Origin of the sequence: Rothia nasimurium, from assembly GCF_928391935.1 — a bacterium.
GTDB classification, from domain to species: domain Bacteria; phylum Actinomycetota; class Actinomycetes; order Actinomycetales; family Micrococcaceae; genus Rothia; species Rothia nasimurium_D.
In genome coordinates, this window is sequence record NZ_CAKMTD010000001.1 from 305,473 (window position 1) to 331,853 (window position 26,381).

24 protein-coding genes and 1 tRNA gene are annotated in these 26,381 nt (G+C 58.3%); 14 read left to right on the plus strand and 11 right to left on the minus strand.

Translation table 11 applies throughout. From position 1 onward, the window contains the following. Positions 1 to 6: 6 nt before the first annotated feature. The 10 genes from bcp to L7A15_RS01505 all read left to right on the plus strand — a co-directional run bounded on the left by bcp (position 7) and on the right by L7A15_RS01505 (position 10,358). Positions 7 to 477 (plus strand): thioredoxin-dependent thiol peroxidase, encoded by a 471-nt coding sequence (gene bcp / locus L7A15_RS01460; RefSeq protein ID WP_237189781.1) that lies wholly within the window; start codon positions 7 to 9, stop codon positions 475 to 477. 66 nt (positions 478 to 543) lie between these two features. Further along, positions 544 to 625: transfer RNA gene (locus L7A15_RS01465), tRNA-Leu, on the plus strand. A 165-nt stretch (positions 626 to 790) separates the two neighbouring features. Continuing rightward, positions 791 to 2,491, plus strand: a complete 1,701-nt coding sequence (locus L7A15_RS01470) for an ABC transporter substrate-binding protein (RefSeq protein WP_237201180.1) — start codon at positions 791 to 793, stop codon at positions 2,489 to 2,491. Positions 2,492 to 2,654: 163 nt separating this feature from the next. After that, entirely contained in the window at positions 2,655 to 4,133 is a 1,479-nt protein-coding gene (locus tag L7A15_RS01475; RefSeq protein ID WP_272878633.1) for a malate:quinone oxidoreductase, read from the plus strand. A gap of 156 nt (positions 4,134 to 4,289) precedes the next feature. Then, a complete protein-coding gene (locus tag L7A15_RS01480) occupies positions 4,290 to 5,393 on the plus strand; it encodes a YihY/virulence factor BrkB family protein (protein WP_237207940.1) in 1,104 nt (367 codons plus the stop codon). Positions 5,394 to 5,460: 67 nt separating this feature from the next. Continuing rightward, the gene (locus tag L7A15_RS01485) at positions 5,461 to 6,321 is read left to right on the plus strand and encodes an alpha/beta fold hydrolase (protein WP_237207941.1); all 861 of its coding nucleotides are present in this window, start codon (positions 5,461 to 5,463) and stop codon (positions 6,319 to 6,321) included. A 65-nt stretch (positions 6,322 to 6,386) separates the two neighbouring features. Beyond that, positions 6,387 to 7,478, plus strand: a complete 1,092-nt coding sequence (locus L7A15_RS01490) for an S-(hydroxymethyl)mycothiol dehydrogenase (protein WP_237207942.1) — start codon at positions 6,387 to 6,389, stop codon at positions 7,476 to 7,478. 11 nt (positions 7,479 to 7,489) lie between these two features. After that, a complete protein-coding gene (locus L7A15_RS01495; RefSeq protein ID WP_237207943.1) occupies positions 7,490 to 8,137 on the plus strand; it encodes an MBL fold metallo-hydrolase in 648 nt (215 codons plus the stop codon). Between the two features lie 260 nt (positions 8,138 to 8,397). Continuing rightward, positions 8,398 to 8,835: a hypothetical protein gene (locus L7A15_RS01500; RefSeq protein ID WP_237201175.1), complete on the plus strand. Its 438-nt coding sequence runs from the start codon at positions 8,398 to 8,400 to the stop codon at positions 8,833 to 8,835. A gap of 1,169 nt (positions 8,836 to 10,004) precedes the next feature. After that, positions 10,005 to 10,358, plus strand: a complete 354-nt coding sequence (locus tag L7A15_RS01505) for a hypothetical protein (RefSeq protein ID WP_237207945.1) — start codon at positions 10,005 to 10,007, stop codon at positions 10,356 to 10,358. A gap of 128 nt (positions 10,359 to 10,486) precedes the next feature. Here L7A15_RS01505 and L7A15_RS01510 read toward each other — a convergent pair whose 3' ends face one another. After that, positions 10,487 to 10,900 carry a hypothetical protein gene (locus tag L7A15_RS01510; protein WP_237207946.1) on the minus strand — a complete coding sequence of 138 codons (414 nt, stop codon included), beginning with the start codon at positions 10,898 to 10,900 and terminating at the stop codon, positions 10,487 to 10,489. 539 nt (positions 10,901 to 11,439) lie between these two features. Between L7A15_RS01510 and L7A15_RS01515 the strand changes: the two genes are divergently transcribed. Then, positions 11,440 to 11,886, plus strand: a complete 447-nt coding sequence (locus L7A15_RS01515) for a hypothetical protein (RefSeq protein ID WP_237207947.1) — start codon at positions 11,440 to 11,442, stop codon at positions 11,884 to 11,886. A 5-nt stretch (positions 11,887 to 11,891) separates the two neighbouring features. After that, the gene (locus L7A15_RS01520) at positions 11,892 to 12,326 is read left to right on the plus strand and encodes a hypothetical protein (RefSeq protein ID WP_237207948.1); all 435 of its coding nucleotides are present in this window, start codon (positions 11,892 to 11,894) and stop codon (positions 12,324 to 12,326) included. A gap of 505 nt (positions 12,327 to 12,831) precedes the next feature. Here the strand turns inward: L7A15_RS01520 and L7A15_RS01525 are convergent. The 3 genes from L7A15_RS01525 to L7A15_RS01535 are packed head-to-tail and all read right to left on the minus strand — an operon-like array spanning position 12,832 to position 18,502. After that, positions 12,832 to 14,220 (minus strand): MFS transporter, encoded by a 1,389-nt coding sequence (locus L7A15_RS01525; RefSeq protein ID WP_237207949.1) that lies wholly within the window; start codon positions 14,218 to 14,220, stop codon positions 12,832 to 12,834. Further along, positions 14,217 to 17,360 carry an AAA family ATPase gene (locus L7A15_RS01530; RefSeq protein ID WP_237207950.1) on the minus strand — a complete coding sequence of 1,048 codons (3,144 nt, stop codon included), beginning with the start codon at positions 17,358 to 17,360 and terminating at the stop codon, positions 14,217 to 14,219. Before L7A15_RS01530 ends, L7A15_RS01525 begins: the two co-directional genes overlap by 4 nt. Further along, a complete protein-coding gene (locus L7A15_RS01535) occupies positions 17,357 to 18,502 on the minus strand; it encodes an exonuclease SbcCD subunit D (protein WP_237189650.1) in 1,146 nt (381 codons plus the stop codon). Before L7A15_RS01535 ends, L7A15_RS01530 begins: the two co-directional genes overlap by 4 nt. A gap of 49 nt (positions 18,503 to 18,551) precedes the next feature. On the opposite strand from L7A15_RS01535, the gene L7A15_RS01540 reads away from it, so the two are divergent. Then, complete coding sequence (locus L7A15_RS01540) at positions 18,552 to 19,685, plus strand: ADP-ribosylglycohydrolase family protein (RefSeq protein ID WP_237207951.1); 1,134 nt, start codon at positions 18,552 to 18,554, stop codon at positions 19,683 to 19,685. Here the strand turns inward: L7A15_RS01540 and L7A15_RS01545 are convergent. The 7 genes from L7A15_RS01545 to clpS form a co-directional block, all read right to left on the minus strand. Beyond that, positions 19,682 to 20,560: a phosphotransferase gene (locus L7A15_RS01545; RefSeq protein WP_237189648.1), complete on the minus strand. Its 879-nt coding sequence runs from the start codon at positions 20,558 to 20,560 to the stop codon at positions 19,682 to 19,684. The two genes, L7A15_RS01540 and L7A15_RS01545, sit on opposite strands and share 4 nt — an antisense overlap. Before the next feature lie 34 nt (positions 20,561 to 20,594). Continuing rightward, positions 20,595 to 21,227 (minus strand): RdgB/HAM1 family non-canonical purine NTP pyrophosphatase, encoded by a 633-nt coding sequence (rdgB, locus tag L7A15_RS01550; RefSeq protein ID WP_237189647.1) that lies wholly within the window; start codon positions 21,225 to 21,227, stop codon positions 20,595 to 20,597. After that, positions 21,227 to 21,970 (minus strand): ribonuclease PH, encoded by a 744-nt coding sequence (gene rph, locus L7A15_RS01555; protein WP_237207953.1) that lies wholly within the window; start codon positions 21,968 to 21,970, stop codon positions 21,227 to 21,229. The genes rdgB and rph overlap by 1 nt, the downstream gene beginning before the upstream one ends. Before the next feature lie 88 nt (positions 21,971 to 22,058). Continuing rightward, positions 22,059 to 22,922, minus strand: coding sequence for an MBL fold metallo-hydrolase (locus L7A15_RS01560; protein WP_237200413.1), 864 nt, complete (start codon positions 22,920 to 22,922; stop codon positions 22,059 to 22,061). Between the two features lie 37 nt (positions 22,923 to 22,959). Next, entirely contained in the window at positions 22,960 to 23,901 is a 942-nt protein-coding gene (murI, locus tag L7A15_RS01565; RefSeq protein ID WP_237200412.1) for a glutamate racemase, read from the minus strand. A gap of 133 nt (positions 23,902 to 24,034) precedes the next feature. Next, a complete protein-coding gene (locus L7A15_RS01570; RefSeq protein ID WP_237207954.1) occupies positions 24,035 to 24,598 on the minus strand; it encodes a DUF2017 domain-containing protein in 564 nt (187 codons plus the stop codon). A gap of 4 nt (positions 24,599 to 24,602) precedes the next feature. Further along, entirely contained in the window at positions 24,603 to 24,926 is a 324-nt protein-coding gene (gene clpS / locus L7A15_RS01575; RefSeq protein ID WP_423816682.1) for an ATP-dependent Clp protease adapter ClpS, read from the minus strand. Positions 24,927 to 25,064: 138 nt separating this feature from the next. Between clpS and L7A15_RS01580 the strand changes: the two genes are divergently transcribed. Continuing rightward, positions 25,065 to 26,375 carry a nicotinate phosphoribosyltransferase gene (locus tag L7A15_RS01580; RefSeq protein WP_272878632.1) on the plus strand — a complete coding sequence of 437 codons (1,311 nt, stop codon included), beginning with the start codon at positions 25,065 to 25,067 and terminating at the stop codon, positions 26,373 to 26,375. Positions 26,376 to 26,381: the final 6 nt, after the last annotated feature.

The following is a 26,381-nucleotide window of genomic DNA, read 5'->3' on the forward strand; positions in this document are numbered from 1 at the left end:
TTGCCCATGACCCGCCTTGAACCCGGTACCACCGCCCCCGCCTTCACCCTGCCCGCAGCTGGCGGATCCACCATCTCACTGGCAGACTACGCAGGCCAGCAGGTGATTCTCTACTTCTACCCCAAGGCCTCAACCCCCGGCTGCACCACCCAGGCCTGCGACTTCCGCGACTCCCTCGAATCCCTCGCCGCCCACGGCTACACCGTCCTGGGTGTCTCCCCTGACCCGGTAGCTGCCCTCGACCGCTTCGCGGCCAAGGAAAATCTTCCCTTCCCCCTGCTCTCTGACGAAGACCACGCCGTAGCCGAAGCCTACGGAGCCTGGGGCGAGAAGAAGAACTACGGCAAAACCTACATCGGCCTCATCCGTTCAACCATCGTCATCGACGCCGACGGAACCATCGCCCTGGCCCAGTACAACGTGCGAGCCAAGGGCCACGTTGCCAAGCTCCGCCGGGACCTAGGCATAGACGCCTAACCCCTAGGTTTCACAAAACCTAAACCGGTGTTGTAGCATAGTCTTTGTTGCTCTAAACAGCACCACGCGCGAGTGGTGAAATTGGCAGACACGCAGGATTTAGGTTCCTGTGCCTTACGGCGTGAGGGTTCAAGTCCCTCCTCGCGCACAGAGAAACCCGCCTCCCGGCTCAGCACCGGTGGGGCGGGTTTTGTGTATCACCGGCCCCTCCCCCAGCTCACACAGGGCGAAGGCCCGGGACAATGCTCTAAGATAGGCACCACAAGGCCCCACCCACCGAGGCCCATCCCGCTCACAGGTTCGAGGTTTTTCCATGGCACCTACATCGATACCCCGTCGCCAGGCACTCCAGCTCGGCGCAGCCTTAACCCTCGGCCTGTCCCTCACCGCCTGTAGCACCTCCACCCCCGAGGAAGCAGCCAGCCCCACCCCACAGGCCCCCCGCACCTTTACCTTTGCCCAGGCCGCCCACGTCCTGACCCTCGACCCGGCCCAAACCACCCGAATCGAGTCCTACCGAATCAGCGCCCAGATCCTAGACCCCCTGCTGAAAGCTGACGCCAACACCGGCCTGCCCTCCCCAGCCATCGCCGCAGAATGGGATGTCAGCGACGACGGCCTCACCTACACCTTCACCCTCGATACCCCCCTCAGCTTCAGCGACGGCACCGCCCTCACCGCGGCCAGCGTCCTGGCCAATATCGACCGCTGGAAAAAACTCGGCACCGGAACCCCCACCCGCACCAACCACCCCTTCACCCAGCTCTTTGCCCCCCTCCCGTCCGGCGGCGCTCCCCTGATCCAGGACTACACCAGCCCCGACGACACCACCGTCACCATCACCCTCAGCCGGGCAGCCCACAGCTTCTTGCTCATGCTGACCCAGCCAGCCCTCGCCCTCCTAGCCCCCGGCAGCATCGGCGAAGACGGCTACCTCAAAGGCACCCCCATCGGCAGCGGCGCCTTCACCCTGGCCACCCACGACACCACCACCTTCACCCTGATCCCCAACCCCCACTACCGGTCCGCTGCCCCCGAGATCACCAAACTCACCTTCGTCACCATTCCCGACGCCGAAAAACGCTACTACAACCTCGTTGAAGGCCTCGTAGACGCCTACGACCAGGTAGGACTCACCGACTACGTCCCCCTAGCCCTCGGCGGCTTCCCCGTCCAATCCCGCGACCCCTACGCCATCGCCTACCTCGGAATCAACCTCAACCACCCCGCCTTTGACGACGCCCGCGTCCGCCGGGCCCTCGCCCACGCCATCGACCGCAACAAAATCGTCAGCACCTACTACCCCCAGGGAACAGCAGCAGCCCGGGACTTCCTCCCAGCCCTCTTCCAAATGCGAAACGAGGACGCCGCCCAGGCCTACACCTACAACCCCGAGCAGGCCCGGGAACTCCTTCGGGCCTCCACCTACGCCAACCAGCCCATCGACATCTACTACCCCATCAATCTCTCCCTCCCCTACCTTCCCTCCCCAGAGGGGATCTACTCCCTCATCTCCGCCGACCTGGTGAAGGCCGGCTTCACGATCGTCCCCAAACCCTACCGCTGGTCAGACACCGGCACCGAAGACATCCCAACCGCCCACCCCGACTACGGGCTCGAACTCACCGGTTTCGTCGGCGCTTACCGGGACCCCACCGCCTTCCTCGCCCCCGTCATTTCAACAGCAGCCAAGGCCCCCTCCAGCCTGACCCTACCCACTGCCACCCCCAGCCCCACCAGCTCTCCCAGCCCCACCAGCGCCGCCCAGGAACCCACCCAGGTCGCCTCAAGCTACCCCGCTATCCTGCAAGCCATCGCAGACGCCGACGCCATCACCGACCTCGCCGAACGACGCGAAGCCTACAAGGCCATCAACGCCAATATCGCCGAACTCCTACCTGCCATCCCCCTCGCCTACCCCGTCTCCGGCGTCTCCCAAGGCCCCCGCGTCGATCGCTACAGCGTCAGCGCCACCTGCATAGACGATTTCTCCCGCGTCGCCCTAGAAAGCTAGCCACCCCACCGGCACCCCAGTAATGTGCAAGTAACCTAGCCCACCTGTTAGGCCAGGTGGGCTATCTGTACTACTCTAAAAAGTAAGCGGGGTCCGCACGGGCCCTTCCCCTGTGGTGTCCAAAGTCGGGCACCATATCGTACAGTGACGGAGTGTCAAACAAGTGGCAAACGAAGTAAAGACCGACGTCGTCCTTGTAGGCGGCGGAATCATGAGTGCAACCCTGGGCGTCCTGCTCAAGGAGGTCGAACCCACCTGGGATATCACCCTGCTCGAACGTCTGGATCAGGTAGGCCAGGAATCCTCCAACCCCTGGAACAACGCAGGCACTGGCCATTCAGCCCTCTGCGAGCTCAACTACGCCCCGGCAGGCCCCGACGGCACCGTCGACCCGGCCAAGGCCCTGGGCATTAACGAGCAGTTCCAGGTGTCCCGCCAGCTGTGGGCCTCCCTGGTTCAAGAGGGCAAGCTCAAGAACGCCAACTTCATCAACCCCGTCCCCCACATGTCCCTGGTCTTCGGCGACGACCACGTCTCCTACCTGGGCAAGCGCTTCGAGGCTTTCGAGAACCAGAAGCTCTTTGAGCGCATGAAGTTCTCCACCGACTTCGACCAGATCCGCCAGTGGGCCCCCCTGGCTGTTGAGGGCCGTGACCCCAACCAGAAGATCGCTGCCACCTGGTCGCCAGAAGGTACCGATGTTGATTTCGGCAACCTGACCCAGCAGATGGTGGACTACCTGGTAGAGCAGGGCGTGACCATCCAGTACGGCCAGCAGGTCACCAACCTGACCCAGCAGAGTGACGGCAGCTGGCTGGTAACAGTCAAGAACCGTCTGAACTCAGAACTCAGCCAGACCATCCGCGCCAAGTTCGTCTTCCTTGGCGCAGGCGGTGGAGCCCTGAACCTGCTGCAGAAGTCAGGGATCAAGGAGGGCAAGGGCTTCGGCGGTTTCCCCGTCTCTGGCCTCTTCTTCCGGAACACCAACGAAGAAACCGCCCTCAAGCACAACGCCAAGGTCTACGGTCAGGCTTCTGTCGGTGCGCCCCCGATGTCGGTACCCCACCTGGATACCCGCTACGTCAACGGCAAGCGCTCCCTGCTCTTTGGCCCCTACGCCGGTTTCAAGACAAACTTCCTCAAGCAGGGTTCCCTCCTTGACCTCCCCCTCTCCCTGCGCCCGGATAACCTCTACCCCATGGTGCGGGCCGGTCTGGCCAACGTTGATTTGACCAAGTACCTGATTGGGGAACTGCTGAAGAACCGGGACGAGCGCCTTGCCTCCCTGCGCGAGTACTACCCCCAGGCCGTCGCCGACGAGTGGGAATTGATTACCGCAGGCCAGCGCGTCCAGGTCATTAAGAAGGACGCGAAGAAGGGCGGTGTGCTGCAGTTCGGCACCGAGTTGATTGCCTCGGGCGACGGCTCCATTGCGGCCCTGCTGGGCGCCTCCCCCGGCGCTTCAACCGCAGCCCCCATTATGCTGAACCTCCTGGCCCGCTGCTTCCCCGGCAAGATGGGCCAGTGGGAACCCCGTATTAAGGAGCTCGTACCCGGTTACGGGGTCAAGCTCAACGATAACCACGACCTGGCTGATGAGCTCTTTGCCCACACCGCCAAGGTCCTCGGTATCGACAACTAACCCCGGAGCTTCCCCTCAAGCCTCAGCCTGTGCCCCGGCCCCTGCGCCGGGGCACAGTCGTCTGAGCCAGGAGGGGAAAATCATCATACTACTGATAAGATGTTGACTGATTAAAAATCAGTACCCTTACTCGCACCCCCTAAAGGACACCCACCGATGGCACGCGTTGAACAAACTATCAGTCGGTCCCGCACCGAGGACAAACACCGGCAGACCCCCAAGCCCACCAAACTCACCCAGATGAGTGCTTCCAGCTGGAAGTACATCTTCAAACGGGCTTTCAGAGAGTTCTCCATCGACGGCTGCACCGACCTGGCAGCGGCCCTCACCTACTTCACCGTCCTGTCCATCTTCCCGGGCCTCCTGGCCGTCGTCTCCCTCCTGGGTGTCTTCGGTCAGGGCCAGCAGACCACCGACGCCATCCTGGGCTTCATGAAAGACTTCGCCCCGGAAGACATGCTCAACCTGCTTGAAGAGCCCATCACCCAGCTCACCAGCTCCTCCGCAGCCGGGTTCGCCCTACTGACCGGTGTCGTCGGTGCCCTCTGGACTGCCTCAGGCTATGTTGGGGCCTTCGGCCGGTCCATGAACAAGATTTACGGGGTGGCTGAGGGCCGCCCCATCTGGAAGCTCCGCCCCTGGAACCTGATGGTCACCGCCCTCATGGTCCTGATCGTGGTAGCCATGATGTTGGTTCTGCTGTCCTCGGGCGACGTCCTCAACACCATCCAGGCTGCTATCCCGGCGGTAGAGCTTGGCGGCTTTATCGGAATCTGGATGTGGCTACGCTACCCCATTATGCTGGTGCTGGCCGTGGCCCTCATTAGCCTGCTCTACTTTGCTACCCCTAACGTCAAGCAGCCCTCCTTCCGTTTTCTGACCCCGGGGGCGGCCCTGGCACTGGTCACGATGGGTATTGCCGGGCTCGGCTTCACCTTCTATGTGTCGAACTTCGGTTCCTACAACGCCACCTACGGCCTGATCGGTGGTGTCATTGTGATGTTGCTCTTCATCTGGATTATGAACAACGTGCTCCTGCTCGGGGCCCAGGTGGACGCTGAAATTCAGCGGGGCCGGGAGCTACAGGCTGGTATCAAGGCCGAGGACGAGCTCAGCCTGCCCCCGCGCGATGACACGATGGCCATCAAGATTCAGAAGAAGCAGGACGAGCTGGTGGAAGAGGGCCGCCAGATCCGCCTGGAACACCACGGGATGGATTTCCAGCAGTTGGCCAAGGACCAAGAAAAGAAGAAGCAATAATTCCCGTATGACATGCCAAGGGCCCCGGTTACTTCAGACAGTAGCCGGGGCCCTTACTCTATATACCATGACATCTTTTTCCCTCACCCTGGAGTATCTGCCCGCCCCCACGCTTCCGCCCGACGCCCCGGCCCGGCTGGTGGAGGGCCAGCAGGTGGTGCTGGTGCACGGTTTTGCTTCCACGGCCCAGATTACCTGGGAAAGGACGGGCTGGGTCAGGCAGTTTCACCGGGCCGGGGCCGGGGTAACCCTGGTAACCCTGCCCTGCCACCGGCTAGTTACCAACCCGGTCGAGGACGAGGCCCACCAGCTGACGCAGGTTGCGGTCAGCTTTCAGGAGGGGGAAGGCCTACTGTCAGCTATCAGCCGGTCCCTAGCCAAGGCCCTAGAAGCACAGGCATTTGGAGGCCAGGCCCTAGAGGCCCAGCCCGGCCCGGTTCATCTGGTGGGCTACTCCCTGGGGGCCCGCCTGGCCTGGCAGGTAGCCCTCAGCTACCCTCAGTTGGTTGCGACCCTCACCGCCGGCGGGCTGCCCACCAGCACCCACCTGGGTGGGGTGCATGCCTACCTCACCGGTACCGCAACCAGCCAGGCCCTGCCGCCTGGCCTCCAGGCCGTCCTGGCCTCTAGCCCCCTACCCCGGCAGGCCCTAGCAGACTTCACCGCCCACCCGGTCGAGCCATTTGATCTGACGAACCTGCCCACCTGCCCCGTCCTGCTCTTTGCCGGGGATCAGGACGACCTGGCCCGGCAGACCCCCAACCTGCTCGCCGACTTACCCCACCCGGCATCCACCTTCCTGCCCCTGGCCGGGCGGGACCATATAACCGCCCTCACCAGCGGCCAGGCCCGCCGGGCCACCACTGACTTCATAGCCCGTCACGCAATCTCACCAGCTGGCAGAGAGCCCGGCCACACGGTAGCGTAGAAGCAGAGCACGGTAGGCTACCCTGCCTGCCCCTTATCCTCCCTCCCCTCACCAAAGGAGCCCCCATGCACAAGGTCAAGGCCGTTGTTTCTCTGGCCAAAAATGAGCCCGTTGAAGTAGTCACCATCAATGTGCCCGATCCCCTCAAGGGCGAAGCCCTGGTCAAGGTCCTGACCTGCGGTGTCTGCCAGACCGACCACCACTATGTTCAGGGCGGGGTCGGCAACGACTACCCCTACCTGCTGGGCCACGAATCAGCAGGCATCGTCGAGGCCGTGGGCGAGGGCGTCACCAACGTCGCCCCCGGCGACCTCGTCATTCTCAACTGGCGGGCTGTCTGCGGCGAGTGCCGGGCCTGTAAGAAGGGCAAGCCCCAGTACTGCTTCGCCACCCACAACGCCACCCAGAAGATGACCCTGGAGGACGGCACCGAACTCTCCCCCGCCCTGGGTATTGGCTCCTTCGCTGAGAAAACCCTAGTGGCAGCAGGCCAGTGCACCAAGATTGAGGCTGAGCTGACCGAAGACCAGTACGCCGCCATCGGCCTGCTGGGCTGCGGCGTCACCGCCGGTCTGGGCGCTGTGCTCAACACCGGTGAAGTAGCCCGCGGCGAGTCCGTCGCCGTCATCGGCTGCGGCGGTGTGGGTACCGCCGCTGTTGCAGGTGCCAAGCTGGGCGGGGCAACCACCATCATCGCCGTTGATATTGACGACGAGAAGCTGGCCCGGGCAAAGGAGCACGGTGCCACCCACGTCATCAATTCAAAGAACCAGGACCCGGTAGCCGCCATCAAGGAGCTTACCGATGGCTTCGGAGCCGACCTGGTCATTGACGCTGTGGGCGTTGAAGCCACCTTCAAGCAGGCCTTTGAAGCCCGCGACCTGGCCGGACGCGTCGTCCTGGTGGGCGTACCCGCCCCCGGCACCACCTGGCAGGCACCCCTCGATGAGGTCTTCGGACGCGGTGGCTCCATCAAGTCAGCCTGGTACGGCGACACCCTGCCCTCCCGCGACTTCCCCATGTTCGTCCAGCACTACAAACTCGGCAACCTGAACCTAGACGGCTTCGTGACCGAACGCATCAGCCTGCACCAGGTCAATGAAGCCTTTGAAACCATGAAGACCGGTAAAGTCCTGCGCTCGGTCGTAGAACTCTAAGGAGAAAACACATGTCAGAACGCATTGAACGGGTTGTCACCTCCGGAACCTTCTCCCTGGACGGGGGCACCTGGGAGGTCGACAACAACGTCTGGATTATCGGAAACGACACATCCGTGGTCATTATTGACCCGGCCCACGACGTCGATAAAATTTCAGCCAAGGTTGCAGGGCGCACCGTTGAGAAAATCCTGCTGACCCACGCCCACGACGACCATATCCGCTCCGCCAAGGAAGCTGCCGACCGCTTTGACGCCCCGGTTTACCTGAACCCGGCCGACCGGCCCCTCTGGGAAATGGTTTACCCCTCCTGGGACTTCGATTCTGCCCTCACCGACGGGGATACCATTACCATCGGCTCCACCGAACTAAAGGTGCTGGCCACCCCCGGCCACTCCCCCGGCTCCGTCTGCTTCTACGCCCCCACCCTTTCCTGGGACAACAGCGAGGGCGTGCTCTTCTCAGGTGACACCCTCTTCAACGGAGGGCCCGGAGCCACCGGCCGCTCCTTCTCCAGCTTCGAGACCATCATCGAATCCATCTCAACCAAGCTCCTGACCCTGCCCGAATCCACCGCCGTGCTCACCGGCCACGGGGACTCCACCGGCATTGGCCTAGAAGCCCCTGAGCTGGAGAACTGGATCAAGCGCGGCCACTAGCCCCACCTCCGTCCAGCTTTCCCTAAAGGTTTAAGAGCCGATCCTCGAACCGACCTACAAGAGGGAGCGCTAAGGTGAAAGCTGGGCTGATGAAGGCTCAAATGGTTGTGATACCCGCAATAATGTACTAGCTCGTGACCTGACTGACCTCACCTTGGATGAAGACGGTTGCCAAGTGCTAGCCGGAGTCCTCCAAGCCCCCTATACGGATACCAACATCGCTTTGCTCCGTTGAGGTTCAGTCATTGATGGTATTCGACTTGCAACTCCTCGACCTGGTGGTGAATAAAGTTATGGGAAAAGAAAGAATGCCTGCGGGACAGACTAAGAAACAAAAGGTTTTTTCGAGAATAGGACTCTGTGTAGCTCTTCTTATTTTTGGTGGGTATCCTTTGTTTAACTGGTACAACACGACACACCCAGTCAGCCGTGAATGTACTATCGAATCAGCTGAAGTTTCCAGCAGCCGTAGTGGCACCGGTGGAATCGCTACCTCCAGTACCAAACTCAAAATCCATACTTCAGATTGTGGAACCGTCTATATCTCGAGTGTCGCAGACCCTGGGTACCGTGCCTCTTGGCAAGAGATGGCAGATGAAGTGAATAAGCATCAAGGTCAGAAAATGACCTTGCTCTTTGAACCTATTCAGCTACCTGCTGAGGGGGATCGGGTAGAAGGATTAGGGTTTGTTTTATAGGGTGTTGTCTTAATGAGTAGAAAAACAAGCATATTTTATACCGGTGCAGTAAATGAAAAAGGAAATAGAAAGCCCAGAAAGTGGGTTACTATTTGCCTGTTGAGCATTGTGTTCCTTAGTGTTTCATCTATGATTGGCGTTCCGTTGTATAACGCATATAGCCAAAAGAATCCTATCGATAAGACGTGCACTATCATTTCTGCGGAAGTCTTCAATAATCGCAGTGGCACTGGCGGTTTATCAACTTCCAGCACTGAGTTGAAGATTCGTACGCAGGAGTGCGGAACTGTCTATGTATCGAAAGTTTTGTCTCCTTCTCCTGCTAGGTCTTGGGATGAGATGGCTGCTGAGTTGGATGGGTATCGGGGGCAGCAGGTTACGCTGGTGTTCCCGCCCTTTCAGCTACCGGCTGAGGGAGATTACGCACTGGGGTACGGGTATGCGGTGCCTCCCCAGGAAGAAGAGATGAAGACAATGCTTTGAAGGGTGGCGTCAAGTCCGCTGTGAGTGGTGGTTCTAGGATGGTGAGTTCTGGTGCTACTGATAGTATTCGGGTGGCGACACCTAGACAGATATGGGAATAATGATGCAAAAGAGTAAGAGTAGCTCGCAGGCTGGTTCTCGTCGGGGAACTATTTTGTCGATTATTTTTACCATTTTGAGTTTGTTGATCTTTGTAGGCATACCGTTGGGGGAGAAGTACCGGCAGGCTAATGCTGTGGATCAGCAATGCACCATTGTCTCTGCTGAGGTTTCAAGTAGTCGTAGTGGTACCGGTGGTCGATCAACTTCCAGCACTAAGTTGAAGATTCGTACACAGGAGTGCGGAACTGTCTATGTATCGAAAGTTTTGTCTCCTTCTCCTGCTAGGTCTTGGGATGAGATGGCTGCTGAGTTGGATGGGTATCGGGGTCAACAGGTGGTGTTGGTGTTCCCTCCTTTTCAGTTACCGGCTGAGGGGGATTATGCGTTGGGGTATGGGTATCGTTTGTAGGTTTGTGATGTGCCGGTGTCTTGTTGAGTAGCTACTTCCTTTTCTTTTACTAGTAACCAACCAGGCGGCATTCCAGGTGTGCTAATAGAGTGAAAGATGGTAGCGTACGAAAAACAACAATGAAGAAAATAATCAGCTCGTAAAGCAGGAAACTAATCATAGACCTGGCGGTAAATTGTTCACTTTTATTCTTGTTGGGTTTTTGATTATTACAGGCGGGTATTATCTGATTAATTTAAACTTCGATCGCCCTATTGATTGCACGGTCATCAGTGCTACTGGAAGTAACGGAGGCGGTGGCGTGAAAACCTCGGCTTCAAGCCCAAGCGTGACTGTTGAAACACAAGAGTGCGGAACTATTGTTTTTGTACGAATACACAACGATGGTTTTGATACAGCACAGGATCTAGCCGATGAATTGAATAAGAAAAAGAACGAGAAAGTTCGTTTTTATGTTGGGCCAATCCGCTTGTTCACATGGCCTTATGAAGCTAAAGCTGCTGATCTCGAAGGGTATCCCATCAGATAGTGAATCGGTGGAAAATGCTATAATAAATGAGAGTATAAGAAGTAATTATTGGATGGGGTACAGATGAAATTCACCAGTAAATTTTCAGACAATCTCAAGGCAGCTGCAATTATTTTATTTATTTTTTCCTACATAGTTCTGCTTCCTTCATTTTTGGCTGGGGATTTTGCGGGCCGAATAAAAGTTTTCACTGCCGTATCTGCGGTAGGTTTGATATACACCACGCTAATTCCTGAAAAATTAATAATTTCAGTAATGATTATTCCATTGGTGGCACTACCCTTTTCAGACCACCTTCTGTTTGAATACTCAAAATATGGCCTAACCGCTTTTTTCGCGTTCTTAACTGGATCCCTAGCTTCAATCTGCTTTATTCGTAAAAGTTCAAAGTAAAAAATGTGTATATTTAAAGATTCCAACGGAAAAGAGTTAAAGATATCGACTTTTACCCATACCTTCAAACCGTTATTCAGGTCAGAAGTTAAGATTCCTTGCATCAGGGTAGAAACATGGGATGGATGGGCCATTTTCAGTGTTTCCAACCTAGATGTTTCTAATATAAATATCGTTGCAACGTACTCAAACGTTGGCGATGTATTTCTAACGCACGTGAAAAGCGTAGCTCAAGATACATATTTTGGGGATATCACCAGAGGCATCCCCGCAGACCGTTGGGTTCTTACCTTTATGGGCATGAAAGATAATCAAGTTCAAGCGGTATTTACCGAAGATAGATTTATAGAATTTTTGAACATATGTAAAAAATTGCAACCTGCTGAAATTCTATAGTATAATTTCAGCAATCACCCATAAGGAATTCTGGCATTTTAGTAATTTTTCAACAAGTCGATCTATACTAAGCGGATAGTATTCACCCCACCATCTCGCCTGCGAATATGAAATAGAATTTAGGGAAATATCTTATTTTCTGGTATTTTCGCCCTACAATCATCAATAGAACCGTAGATACCTCCAGCTGTAGGCAACATGGCACAGGGTTGATGTGATACCCTCTGATGCTCTGGTGGCGTGAGATTGGTAGTTGAAGTTCTTGTGGATGAGAGTGTTAGGAGTAATGTAAGTGAATAGCGAGAATCCATTAGAAAATGGAGATGAGAAGAAAGCTAAAAAGCCTGTTACTCGTGGGGAGCGTATTCGGGCGGGGCTTTTCGTATTGGTTTTTGGCTTACCTATGGTATTGGGCGTTGCTTGGGTACTCTTCTCTACACCCTTTAACCGGGCCTTCCATTACGAGAAAGAATGTACTATCACAGCAGTAATCGGTGCAAAAGGTGGTGCAAAATCATATAACTCATCATCAGATATCTATATCCAAAGCCCAGACTGTTCAGACCTCGAGTTCAAAGGCTCCCAGCATGGCCTCAGAGACGACCAGGTGGTCGAACGTATTCGTGATTTTAAAGGCCAAACAGTGACAGTAGATGTTGGTTACTGGCAGTTACCTTTTTCTACCACAGTAATTGTTGGCATTGAAGGCCTGGATTTAAGTCGCGAAAGTAAGGAGTAGTGCAAATGAATACCGAGAATACATTAGAAAAAGAGGACGAGGGGAAAGTTGAGAAGCCTGTTACTCGTGGGGAGCGTCTCTTAGCGATTATTGGATCTGTCATACTTATTGGGCCTATGGTATTTAGTATCACTACACTATTATTCGCCACCCCCTTCAACAAAATCTTCAATTACGAAAAAGAATGCACCATTTCAGGGGCAGCTGCGGGCTCATCTGGTTCCAAGTCCTCCTCTAGTAGTTATTATATTTATGTTAAAAGCCCTGACTGCGGCGGGATGAGATATTACGGCCCCCGCAATGGACTGAACCATGACGAAGTTGCTGATCGTATTGACCTTTTAGAGGGTCAGACGGTGACAGTGGATGTTGGTTATTGGCAGGTTCCTTTTTCAGATACTGACATTGTTGGTATTGAGGGGCTAGACCTTAGTCAATAGCTTCCAGTCTCTTACCTTTAAGCCTGGTAGTAAAGCCGTGCCCTTATATTCGTATGAGGGCACGGCTTTCATCATTTCGCATCACTTTTATATTCCAGCTACAAGGAGGAACACCACATGACCAATCCCAAAACGGCCCTAATCGAACACATCTGTACCCTACTGACGTGCGACACCAGTGACCCCAATACCCGCAGGACTATTGCATTAGCTCATCACAGGGATCTAAGGCAGACCCTTCAACGCACCCCAGTTTCCGCCCCCACCCCGCACCAGGTGGCAAATCATCAAAGACGCCAAGCTAGTAAAAACCCAGACCAGCTCAAAGCCCTCCGAAACCTCTACAAGGAGCTAGGCCCCGAGGGACTGACAAAAGCTGCTAAAACTATCAGCAACTTGAACACCCAAGAACGTACCCAATTCCTCACCACCAACCCCGACAAAACACCCAGCGGCTCCGGTACCTGCACGGTACCGGAGCCGCTTCTGTTGCCACCAGGTAGGCCTACAGCAGGCTCAGGCGCTCCTCGTAGGCCCGGCGCCAGCGGAAGCCGTACAGATGGCCGAAGCAGAAGTAAATCACGGCAGCCAAAATAGGTACCAAAAGGGCGACCTGGTAGTTGTAGAGGCCACTGAGGTCAGCGGCCCAGACGAAGCCCACAGCAATCCCGCCCAGGGAGCTGGCCTGGAGGGTTGCGAGCGCCAAATCCAGATTGTGGCGGGCAGTGAGGCTGGCAGTAATGGAGTCCATGGTGACCAGGCAGATCCCGTAGGCCAGGCCCATGCCGATGAGGGCCGGGATCATGCCCAAGGTGGAAACGGGTAGGGAGAGCATCATGGAGGTGATGGTCAGGAAGATTCCGCTGATGATCCAGGCGCTCCAGCCGAACATGGGAAGGCGTTCGAAGATGACGAAGAGGGCGGCGGCTACGGCTGATACGCCGAGGAGGGCGATGAGGAAGCCGGTGACTTCCATCTGGTCGGTTGAGATGGTGAAGGAGACGATGGAGGCCTGGGTTGCTCCGAGGGATAGGCCGAGGAAGACGCTGCCTACTTGGGGGATCCAGATGAGGCTTCGGTTGCCGCCGCGGAGGGGCTTGCGGGGGTTGTCGGAGACGACGCGGGTTTCGATGGGAAGGTTTTCTGGTCTCCAGAGGAGCATGAGGAGGCCGAGGACGTTGATGAGGATGACGGCGAAGAGGGTGAATTGGGCTGTTAGGGCTAGGGTGGTGATTCCGGCGAGGGCGGCTCCTGCGGGAATAGCGGTGACGTCGAAGATGGTTTCCAGGGAGATGCTGGCGTTGAGTTTTCGGCGGTCTTTGGTGGCCTGGTACTCAGCTGACCAGTAGCTTCGCATTACTGTTCCGAGCGGGACGGTGGTGAGTCCTGAGAGGGCGCAGGCGATGAGGAATCGGGTGATGGATCCGTTGGCTGTTTCGCTAAATCGGAGGGATTCGAGCATAAGCCAGAGGAGGGCCATGATGTTGAGTAGGGTGATGGTGAAGAAGATTCTGCGTTGGCCCCACCGGTCTGAGATGGATCGGTAGACCGGGATCATGAGGGCGGCGCCGAGGCCGACGGTGCCTGCTGCGTATCCCCCGAGGGTTGCTTCTCGGTTTTGGTCGGAGAGCATCATCATGACTGCGAGCATGACCATTGCGGTGGGTAGGCGCATGAGCAGGGAGAAGACGAGGAAGCGCCACCCGTGGGCTAGGAGGATCCCTTGGATGCGGGTGCGGGCGTATTTGGCTGAGACCCCGAGGCGGCCGACTCCGTCCTTCATGCTGGAGCCGAGTGTTTCGGTGGCTTCTAGGGGGCGCCGGCGGTGTCGTCGGTAGCCGATTCCGGCTAGGGGCGAGGTGCTCCTGTTGTTGGGGTTCCGATGGGGGCTCACTGGGCTCCTTGGTCAGTTATGAGGTGGGACCCCTGGGGGGTGGTTGCTAGTTGGACGTGTTTGGTGATGCGGTTTTTCATTTCGGCGACGTGGGAGATGAGGCCGATGACGCGGCCTCCTTCTCGTAGGCCGTCGATGGTGGCCATGACTTCTTCGAGGGTTTCGTCGTCGAGGGAGCCGAAGCCTTCATCGACGAAGAGGGTGTCGATGTCGATTCCGCCGTGGTTTTGTTGGACGACGTCGGCTAGGCCGAGGGCGAGGGCGAGGGAGGCCATGAAGGTTTCTCCGCCGGAGAGGGAGTCTGGTTTGCGGGAGGCATTGTGCCAGGCGTCGAAGACGTTGAGTCCGAGGCCGGATTTGCGGTTGCGGCCGTCGGATTCGTCGGTGTGTTCTAGGCGGTAGCGGCCGTGGGTCATGCGTTGGAGGTGCTCACTGGCGGCTTCTGCTACTTCTGATAGTTGGAAGGCTAGGACGTAGGTGGATAGGGTCATGCGGAGTCGGTTGTCGGTGCTGAGGCCGTTAGCGACGTCTGATAGCTGGGTTTTGAGGTGGGCGTCTTCGATGAGGTGCTGTTGTTTTTGGTGGGTTGCGGTGAGGGCGGCGATTGAGGCGGTGAGTTCCTCGCTGGTTGCGGTGAGGCGTGTGGTATGGGTGAGGAGTTGGTCGCGGTGTTGGCTGGCTTTTGCCTGCTGGGTCTTGAGCTGGTCTAGTTCGGTTCGATCGGGTGCGGTTTCTCCGGCCTGGTGGAGTTCGCTGATGCGTACCATGGCTTCTTCAGCGAGGAGGGTTTCTAGGGACAGGATTTGCTCACGGTGATCGGTGATTGCGTTTTCATAGGCTGTTGCTGTGGGCTGGGGCAGGATTGCGTCGGTGACCTCGGCTGGGGTGGTGAAGGTCGATTCGCTCAGGTGGGTGTCGAGTTCTTGGCGGGCGGTGGCCTCTTGCGCGGTGAGGCGGTCGTGTTCTGCCTGGGTGGAGAGCACGTGGGAGAGCTGGTGGCTGATCTGGTTGAGTTGGGTTATCCGCTGGTCGAAGGGTAGCTGCTGGTGCTGGGGTTCTAGGACCTCTTGGAGGGTTTCGATGGTTGAGTGGTGCGTTGTGATTTGGCTTTGGCAGGCTGATATGTCCTGGTGGCGGGAGTTGAGGGTGTCGGTTGCCTGCCGTAGTTTCTTCTCGGTTTCTGTGATGCGGGTAGCCTGTTTTTGGCGCTGGGTGAGGGCCGCCTGTGCCTCTTTTAGGGCGGCTTCGGCGGCGGTGAGACCTGCTTGTGCTGTGTCTGGCTCAGGGGTCTGGTTCTCGATGAGTTGGGTGAGGGCACCGCGTGCTGTGGCGTGCTGGGCTAGGGCTGTGTTGGCTGCTTGTTCTGCTGCGTCCCTGGCTTTCTGGGCGTTTTCTATTTCTTGGTTCGTCACTTCCCGGCCTGTGTGGGAGGCGGGGTTGGGGTGTTCTGGTGACCCGCAGACAGCGCAGGGTTCTCCCGGGACGAGGGCCAGCGCCAGGGTGTGGGCTGCGTTGTCGAACCGTTGCCTGAGGAGGGTTTCGTGGTGGTGGGTTGCCTGACGACGGTTCTCTTCGGCCTCTTGGGCGGCCCTTGCTGTTGTTTCTGCAGTTGTGCGGGCCTGGGTGAGTTTCTTGGCTTCGGCGACGGCCTTCTGAGCTGCGGCCAGGGCCGTTTCGGCTGCTTCGTAGCGGGCGGGGGCTTGTTCGACCTGTTCATAGGCAGCCCGGTCTGCTTCGAGTTGTTTTTCGAGGGTGTGCTGGGTTTCCTGGGCGGCCGTTAGCTTGGTGGTGGCTTGGACGAGGTCTTCTTGGGCTTTCTGGAGTTTTGTGCGGGTGGCGGCTAGGGTGAGTTCGTCCCGCTGGAAGGTGGCCAGGTCTTGGGTTGCGGCGTTTGCCTGTTGTGTGAAGGAGGAGAGGGCTGGTTCGGTTAGTTCCCCCTGGATCAGTGTGGCGGCGTCGGCGAGCAGGCCAGCTTCTAGGGCTTGGTCTGTCAGGTTCGCTTGCGCTGATGTAATGGCGTCTGCGGCAGCTGTGCGGGCTTGTCCTGCTCGCTGTCGGGCCTCAGCCAGGGCTGTTTCTGCTCGGCTGAGGTGGGTGATGTAGGGACGGATCTGGGCAGCTTCCCGGTGGCGGGCTAGGGCTAGATCCTGCTGGTTGATGGTCTCGGTCTGAGCCTGGAGGGTGGCATGGAGGGCGGTGAGCTTCTGGTATTCCTGCCAGGCTTCTATTTCCTGGCTGAGCTGCCGGGTCTGGTGGGTCAGCTGGTCCAGGAGGCCGGTGTGCTGGTTGAGGGCTGAGTCGAGCTGGGTGAGTAATTCTGTGAGGTCTGTGGAGAAGCTCCTTGCAGATTCCAGCAGCTGTTCAGGTGTTTCTTGGGTTTTTTCTGGGACTGGGTCACCAGGGTAAATAGTTGGGTCTGTGGGGTGGGGCTGTCCGAGGAGTTCCCGGGTCCGTTCCAGGGAGGCGGTGGCCATCGCCCGCTGGACACGGTTCATGTCGGCGTCCAGCTTGATGGCAGCTTCAGCTGCGGTGGTGCTTGCTTTTCGTGCGTGTTCCTTCAGGGTTTCTTCGATCTGCTGGTAGTCGGCTGCCCCGAAGAGTTGGCGAAGTAGCTTTTCCCGGTCGGTTGATGAGGCGGTGAGGAACTGTTGGAACTGCCCCTGGGGAAGGAGCATAACCTGGTTGAATTGGGCTGCGTTCAGGCCAATGGCAGCCATCATGAAGGCGGCGGCATCGTCGATTCGGGTGATGGCTGGGGCGTCTGTTGGTTCCCCGCTGGCCTGGTCGAGGGTTTGGATCAGGACCTTGGCGTGTTCTTTTTGAAGGCCGGAATTTTTCCTTTTCCCGGGCCGGGTGAACTCTGGGTTGCGGACGATCCGGTACCGGTTTGCGCCGATACTGCAGGTCAGTTCTACTTCGGGTGTGGTGGTGGGGTCTGCGAAGCGGGATTTGAGGTCGCTCCGACCTGACGAGGTTCGGCCGTAGAGGGCAAAACAGATGGCATCAAGTATGGATGATTTGCCTGATCCGGTGGGCCCGTTGAGCAGGAAGAGTCCTTCGCGGTTGAGGTCGTCAAAGTCGATACTGACGGTTCCGGGGAAGGGGCCGTAGGCTGTGAGTTTGAGGTGGTGCAGTCTCATGCTGATGCTCCTTTGACGCGCACTTCTTCAAGGATTGAGCGGAGGTAGGTTCGTTCCTCGTCGTTGAGGTGGCGTTCCCGCACGTGGTTGAAGAAGGCGTCGCAGATTTCTTCGGTGCTTTGGGTGGTTGCAGATCGCCGGTAGGTGTGGGTTGGCTTCTCTGCTGCCCCTTCTGGGGAGAAGTAGAGTTCGTGGACGTTCTCAAATGCTGCTTTGAGGTGGTCGAGGGCTTTGGCAGGACGTTCGGGGTCCGTTAGGGTGATGCTGAGGAAGGCGTCCTTGTAGCGGTTCCTGTTCTCTTCGGAGAGGATGTCTTCTAAGGTCCCTTTTAGGGTGGCTAGGGTGAGGTGGGTTTTCCAGTGGTATTCGGTGATGGTGGCCTGCCCCTGGGGATCGAGGTCAATGATCCAGGCGCCCTTGCGGTGGTGTTTTTCACTGAAGGAGTAGGCCAGGAGGGACCCTGAATACCTGACGGTATCGGTGATGGTCTGTTTGCCGTGGAGGTGGCCCAGGGCGGTGTAGGTCATGGGGCTGAAGAGGGAGGCCGGGGCACTGATGGCCCCTCCGACGCTGATATCTCGTTCTGAGTCAGACCCTTCACCGCCGGTTGCAAAGCAGTGGGCTAGGGCGATGGTGGCGGTGTAGTTTTGCTCCTGGGCGTGGTTTTGTATCCGGCGCATGGCTTCTGTCAGGACGGCGGTGTGGCTGGCTTCTGTTCCCCAGGCTGCTGCCGTTGGGCGCGGCTCAAGGTAGGGGATGCCGTAGAAGCCGACGCGCACCCCGTCCTTGTCTAGGACAACCGGGGAGCCAACCTGCTCGATGGAAGTGATAAGGTGCAGGCCGGCGTTTGCCAGCATGGAGGAGCCGAAGCCGAGTCGAACGGCTGAATCGTGGTTGCCGCTGATTGCGACCACCTGGGTGCCAGCTGAGATGAGACGGGTGAAGACGCGATCGAGCAACTGTACGGTTTCTGGCCGGGGCTGGGCTTGGTCGTAGACATCCCCGCTGATGAGAACGACATCGATGTCTTGTTCGCTGACAAGGTCAATGAGTTCGTCGAGTACCTTTTCTGCGGTGGTGTGCAAGGACGTTCCGTGGAAGGTCCGGCCAAGGTGCCAGTCTGATGTGTGCAAGATACGCATACACCCAGTCTAATAGGGCTGGCAGGAGCAGGGTTTTAGAATAGGGGGTATGAGCCCTGTTTTTCCAGCACCTAATGCCCTATCCCCCACCTACCGGGCAGCCCTGCGCGGGAGCCTGTACGGCACTGCCCTGGGCGATGCCCTGGGGTACCCTGTGGAGACCTTCACCCTAGCCCAGATGCTTGATACCTTCGGCGTCAACCAGCCTGATGACCTGGTTCCTGCCCTGGCCCAGCAGCCCCTGCTGGTCTCTGACGACACCCAGCTCACCCTCTCCACCCTGGACGGCCTGACCGAAGTCCTGGAATGGAACAATGAGGGCCAGGCAGCCGACGAACTAGCCTGTATTTGGCTGTCATACTTGCGCTGGTACACGGGGACGGGGCATCCTGCTCCAGAGGCAGCCCCCTTCTCCCTGCCCCGGCCCCTGAACCAGTGTGAGGTGATGACGGTAAGTCGTGGCCCGGGAAAGGCTACCCTTGCTGCCCTGGCTGAGGGGGAGATGCAGTTTATTTCAAAGAATGTGAACCCCCAGGCCCTTGGTACCGGGGCTCTGATGCGGTCGGCCCCCTTTGGCTACCTCCCGGTTGAGGATGATGCGACAGTCATTAAGTTGTCAGCCCACGCGGCAGCCCTAACTCATGGCCATCCTGAGGCTATTGTTTCTGCCAGCGCCTACGCCCTCCTCGTCCGCTACCTCCTGGGCGCCCAGCAGGTTGCCCTTACTCTGCCGCTGCGGGCAGCTGTTGAGCAGGTTCTCAGGTGGCTGGCCGGGGTCAAGGATTCCCAGGCCCTCCCGGGTTCAGGGGCTCTGACCAGCGGGGCCCTGCAGAAGGCCCTGAGGGCTGTGGACGATAGCCTCACAGGTGCCGAGGCAAGGGACCTTTTCGGGGATCTGGTGCTTGCACCAGATTGCCTGGGGTATGCCCTCTGGGTGGCCCTGGCTGCTGAGAAGGCTGTTGAGGACGGGGAGCAGACGGTCGGTCCTGACCTTTTCCTGAAGGCGGTCGGGGCAGCAATCGCTATCGATGGGGACTCTGATTCCCTAGGTGCCCTTGTAGGTTCCCTCCTCGGAGCCCGTTTCACGGATGCCGTCCTCCCCCAGCATCTGGTTCCCATGCTCGATGCCCTCGCGGCTCTTGAACTTGTCGAAGCCGCCTGGTTTAAGCAGCTAGGTCTTTAGCCCAGGATGCGGTCCCTGTGCTCCAGGTACCATTCGTCGGCCCGTTCGATGGCTAGGCGTTCGATAGCGCCTCCCATCCCGTTCCGCATGGTATAGGCCAGGGATTGCAGGGGCAGCAGCCGGGCCACGATGGTGGCCCGGTTGAGCTGGTCGGGGCTGAGGACCTTGGCCAGGGAATCCCAGCCATAATAGTTGCCCAGGGAGGCATGGTCGATAGCGGGGTCCCCCACTGAGGCGTGATCCCAGTCGATAACGCCTACGAGTTTATCGCCGTTCCAGAGGATGTTGTGACCGGCCAAATCCCCGTGAACTAGGCAGGGTTCAACAGGTTCGAGGGCCAGGACGCTGTCAATGGCTGCCAGGGCAACCTTTTGGGCCGAGCGGAGAAGGTTCGGAATAACCTGGGACTTGAGGTAGTCGTCCCAGTTATCGCGTCCTCCCCAATGCTCGTGAACCATGTCGAGGTAGGGCCCATACCCCCCGTAGTCAATCCCGTGAATTGCTTTGATGAGGGTAGCCAGCTGCTTGGGTGGGGCTGCCCCCTGCAGGCGGGGTTCTCCCTTAATCCAGGTCAGCCCAACAGCGGTATAACCGTTGCGGGTAATGACCCGGGTGATGGGCCGGGGCACTTCGAAGGGGAGGTTGTGGGGTAGACGGCGCAGGATCTCTGTCCTACGGGCCACGAGGTGACCTGTTTGTTGGGTTTTGGCGATGCGCACACTGAGTTCAGCCCCCATATTGACGATGAGGTGGGCGCTCCCGGTCGTGCGGATATCCCACCGCTCTGGGGGGATATTAAGGCCGGCTTGGTCCATAACGGCTGTCACGACCGGAAGAGCCTTCATTTGTTCCAGTTGTGCAAGGTGCGCTGCCATAGGGTACCTTCTGTGCGGACGGGGGTGGGGTGGGTTAGCGTTCCAGGGCTGCCTTGAGGTGGGGCAGCAGCTTGGCCAGGGCTTGAGCCCGGTGGCTCATGGAGTTTTTAATCTCTGCTGGCACTTGGGCGCAGGTGAGTCCCTCGTAGTCGCCGGTGAAACCGCTCGGGGCGAGAATCGGGTCATAGCCGAAGCCGCCCTCTCCCCTGGGTTCGGTTGTCAGGGTGCCGGGTAACTCGCCGTGTTCCACGGCGGTTTCTCCACCGGGGACGGCCATGGAGGCGGCACAGACGAACTTAGCTCCCCGGTGCTGGGAGGGGATGTCAGATAGTTGGGCCAGGAGCAGGTTGAGGTTGGCGGTGTCGTTCCCGTGCTGGCCTGCCCAACGGGCTGAAAAAATCCCGGGGGCACCGTGCAGGACGTCAACGGAGAGACCTGAGTCGTCAGCTACGGCAATGAGGCCGGTGGCCTCCGCGACAGCCTTGGCTTTGAGGAGGGAGTTTTCAGCGAAGGTAAGGCCGGTTTCTACCACGTCCGGGGCGCCTGCTGAAGCGGCGTCAATGACCTCAGTATCGACGTCCAGCCCCTCAATGGCTCCGCGCAACAGTTCACGAAATTCGCGGAGTTTTCCTTGGTTCTGGGTCGCGAGAACGATTTTTGCAGGCATTAGGATTCCAGGGCTTCTTTCTGAATCTGGGCCAGTTGGGCGGTACCGTGGAGGGCCAAATCGAGGAGGGAGTTGAGTTCATCGCGGTCGAAGGGGGCCCCTTCTGCGGTTCCCTGAACTTCAACGAATTTGCCGTCCCCGGTGACCACGACATTCATATCAGTTTCAGCCCGGACGTCCTCTTCATAGGGAAGGTCAAGCATGGGCGTGCCGTCGATGATACCCACAGAAATAGCGGAGACGGAGCCGGTCAGGGGCTTAGCCTTGGAGGAAATAATTCCCTCCCGGACGGCCCAGGCGATGGAGTCAGCCAGGGCAATGTAGGCGCCGGTGATAGCTGCTGTGCGGGTGCCGCCGTCGGCCTGCAGGACGTCGCAGTCAAGAACGATGGTATTTTCCCCAAGTTCTGCGGTGTCGATGACAGCCCTCAGGGAGCGGCCGATCAGGCGGGAAATTTCGTGGGTTCGGCCGCCAATCTTCCCCTTGACGGATTCGCGGGAGTTGCGGGTGTTGGTGGCTCGCGGGAGCATGGCGTATTCAGCCGTCACCCACCCGGTGCCCTGGCCCTTGAGCCAGCGGGGCACGCCCTCGGTAAAGGAGGCGGTGCAGAGAACCCGGGTGTTACCGAACTCAATCAGGGCAGATCCCTCTGCGTTCTTGGCCCAGCCCCGGGTGATGGTGATGGGACGGAGCTGGTCTGGGGTGCGGCCGTCGGCGCGGAGGACGGTGGTGGTTTCTGCCATGGGGTGTGTCATACCTATCAGCCTAGTGGGTGGTGGGGTGGGTTGGGGGCAGGTGGCTTAGGCCAGTTGGCCGTGTCCTGGGGTGGGTTTAGCCGTGGTGGCGGCTAATGACATTGAGGGTGGTGGTTTGCGGGTTAGCGGCGTATTCTTCGGGGCTCCTGCGGGGGTTGACCCGGTAGGTTGCAGACGCTTCAGCAACGGAGATCGGGCCGTCGAAAACTTGACGGGCTTCTGCCAGGGCGATGGCGGGGTCGGTCCAGATGGGTAGGTGGGTGAGCAGGAGGTTGCGGACGCCTGCCTCAGCGGCAGCTTCCCCCGCCCGTTTGCCGGTGAGGTGGATTCCACGCAAGGCGTCATCGCGTCCTTCCTGGTAGGCGGCTTCGCAGAGGAAGAGGTCGGCCCCGCGGGCAGCCTCGATCAGACCGATGCAGGAATCCGTGTCGCCGGAGTAGGTCAGTACGGTTTTACCCTCGCTGGTTTCACATTCTATGCGGAGGGCGTAGGGTTCAACAGTGGGGTGAACAACGACGTGCGGGGTGACGGTAAAGGGACCGATTTTCACCTCAGAGTGGTTAGACCACTCATGGAACTCGAACTCGGTGTGCATACCCGGTTCCAGGGGCAGGCCGTGGGTGTTCACAAGATACTGGTGAATATCGCTGGGACCATACAGGGGGATGGGTCCCTTTGACCAACCATTCGGGTTCCACTTGACCGCAACGTGCAGACCAGAAAGGTCAATACAGTGGTCGGGATGGAGGTGGGAAATCAAAATAGCGTCGATATCTTCAAGATTGATGTGAGTCTGGAGAGTACCGAGGGCACCGTTGCCCATATCAACGATGATCCGCCAGGTTTTACCTAGGTCGTCGATGGTTGAGACCATGTAGCAGCTTGCTGCAGCATTTGGCCCGGGGAAGGAGCCGGTGCAGCCTATGACTGTCAGTTGCATGGGTCGATTCCTTTGGTCTGTGCATCTAGGGGAAAGATTAGTGTGGGGTGGTGATATTGACCTGTGGCTTGATGAGCTCTGGGGGGATCACGGCAAGGGAGCCGGTGGGGAACCGTTCAGCCACCGAGTCTGTGTGGCGGACGGTCGCTACTTCCGGTCCAAGGAAGCGGCGGGCCAGGTTCTCAAAGAGTTCGGTTTCGCCCGTTGCCAAAAATTCGTGGGAGGGAGGGAGGGTGGCCGGACGTTCAAGACCCGCCTTGAGCAGGGCCTTGTAGACATCCTTGGCAGACTCTTCGGAGGAGGATACGAGGGTAACGTCATCCCCCATAATGTAGGAAATCACGCCTGTCAGCAGGGGATAGTGGGTGCAGCCAAGCACCAGGGTATCTACCCCGGCTTCCTTGAGCGGGGCCAGGTAGGCTTCTGCGGTTTCCAGTAATTCGGGGCCGCTGGTGATGCCCTTTTCAACAAATTCCACGAAGCGGGGGCAGGCCACAGAATAAATTTCAAGGTCGCTCATGACCGAGAAAGTATCTTCGTAGGCCCGGGAGGTCACGGTCGCTTCAGTAGCAATCACCCCAATTTTTCGGTTGCGGGTGGCAGCCACAGCCCGTCGGGCAGCAGGCTGAATCACCTCAACCACCTGGATCCCGTACTTGCGGGTATAGCGTTCGCGGGCGTCCCTCAGGACGGCGGCCGAGGCCGTATTGCAGGCAATCACAAGGAGCTTGACGCCTGAGTCCACCAGTTCATCCATGATGCGCAGGGCATGGGCACGCACCTGGGCAATGGTCAGGGGCCCATAGGGGCCGTGGGCGGTGTCCCCAACGTAAATGATTGATTCGTGGGGCAGCTGGTCCATGATGGCTCGGGCTACTGTAAGTCCGCCCACTCCGGAGTCGAAAACACCAATGGGGGCGCTGGCCGTGGGCTCGGCAAGCACCTGGGACCCCCAGGGGGTAACAAGGGTGGGGTTCATATCACTCATGGTAGACCTGACACTAGCTAACTTTTGGTGCCCTGGTGGGTTCCGTTGGCACCTTCACAACATATTGAGTTGACCATCACGGGTAGACAGTCTTCAGGACGTCATAAAACGTACTGGGTGGGCCTTATTCTCCATCTTCAAAACTTTGGGTCAGCGCTTCCATCAGGCTGTCCTGGATCCAGGTCAGAAAGTTGTAGATCAAACCCATGTAGTCTTCTGTTGTTTCTACAGAATCCCAGTCCCGGTACTCCGCGATCCGTTCAGCGTCCTCTGCATGGTTGATGTTGAGGCGGGTTCCGAGGGTGAGCCTGACGTCGTTGAGGGCCGCCGCCCAGGCCCTGGCGTGGTCCGTTGTTAAAGTGACGGTTCCGGCCTGGAGGTCCATGGCGGCCAGGGTGAGATTGGCTCTTTTCGCCTGCCTCAGAGAGAGGTCAGTGTACCGACGATACTCGTCGGCGACTTCCGGATCATCGCTTGCGACCGGTAGCATTCTGGCAACTGCCGGATCTGTTGGAACAGCTGCCGACTCAGAGATACCCACCATAACCGCTAGCGGGTCTGCCTCCGGGTCCAGATCAGGTTCGAGGGTCAAGGCTACGTCCTCAAAGAGGCGGGTGAGAATACTGACTTCTTCCTCCGAGAATTTAGCGGTGATGCCCCGGGGCGTGTAGGTAAAAGGCTTTGCCATGTCTCTAGTTCCCTGCCTGCTCAAACGTAGCCCACAATCCCCACGTGTGGAGGGCTGTAGTGTGCTGTTCAGCTTCTTCCTTGGATCCGCTGAACACTGCGGCCTTACCCTCGTGATGGACTTTCAGCATCAGCTCGTGGGCCTTTTCCTTGCTCATGCCAAACTGGGTTCTAAACACATAGGTCACAAAACTCATCAGGTTCACGGGGTCATCCCACACAATAACCGTCCAGGGGGCCTGGCTATTGATAGCTGAGTCCTCAAAAACAGACCGCTCAAGGTCAGGCAGGGTATCTACCCCACCACTCGACAGATCAGCGTTCACCACCGAACACATCAGAAACATCAGCTCCCGGTCTAACTTTTTGTATCTAAGTCAGAGTAGAACCCACTGAAGGTTACCCCTACCCTTACTATCATAGATGCTCACTAGCAGGTACGAGCACCAAACCATTAGAGTAGTACCGTGACTCAGAAAACCTCGCTCCTCACAGACCATTACGAACTCACCATGGTCCAGGCTGCCCTCGCGTCCGGGGCTGCCCACCGTAAAACCGTCTTTGAAGTCTTTACCCGCCGTCTCTCAGGTGGCCGCCGCTACGGCGTCCTTGCCGGGACAGGACGCCTCCTAGAGGCCCTCAAAAACTTCACCTTCGGCCCTGAAGAAATCGACTACCTGGCCCAGCGCAAGGTCGTCAACGACGAAACCATCGAGTACCTGCGGAACTTCCGATTCAGCGGAACTATTCGGGGCTACGCTGAAGGCGAGGTCTTCTTCCCCTACTCCCCCGTCCTTCAGGTTGAAGCGACCTTCGCAGAAGCCTGCCTGCTTGAAACACTTATTCTCTCGATTCTGAACTACGACTCAGCTGTTGCCACAGCCGCCTCCCGCATGACCATTGCAGCAGGTAACCGCCCCTGCATCGAGATGGGCTCCCGACGAGCTCACGAGCAGGCTGCTGTCTCAGCAGCCCGGGCAGCTGTTATCGCTGGATTCGCTGGAACATCTAACTTGGAAGCAGGACGTCAGTACGGCCTGCATACTCTCGGAACCAGCGCCCATGCCTTCACCCTGCTCCATGATTCGGAGGAGGACGCCTTCCGCGCCCAGCTTGCCTCCCAGGGAGCCGGTACCACCTTGTTGGTTGATACCTACGACGTCGAACAGGCCGTGAAGCTAGCAACTGAACTAGCTGGGCCCGAGCTGGGGGCCGTCCGTCTTGATTCTGGGGACTTGGTCGCCCAGGCAGCGGCCGTCCGTCAGTTGCTCGATTCCCTCGGGAACAGCAAAACCAAGATTACTGTGACGTCAGATCTTGATGAATACGCTATCGCCTCCTTGGCTGCTGCCCCTGTCAATTCCTATGGCGTTGGCACCAAACTGGTAACTGGTTCTGGGGTGCCGACCTCTTCAATGGTCTACAAGGTTGTCCTCCGCGAAAATTCTGATGGAGTGATGGAACCGGTCGCTAAAGCCTCCTCGGGCAAGGGATCTGTTGGGGGGAAGAAAACAGCTGTACGCCGCCTGAATGCTGGTGGCATTGCCACAGCTGAGGTGGTTGGAGTTGACGCTGCAGCACCTGCCGATGCTAACGACCGCCCCCTGATGGTTGATTTGGTGGTTGACGGTGAGATCCAGCCTGGCTTTACCGGGGCTGAGGGGGTCCGGAGGGCTGCAGAGCGTCATGCCCGGTCACTGGAGGAGCTGCCTCCGGCGGCCGCCCGTCTCTCCCCCGGCGACCCGGTGATCCCCACTGAATTTGTCTCTTCGTTGTAAAGGATT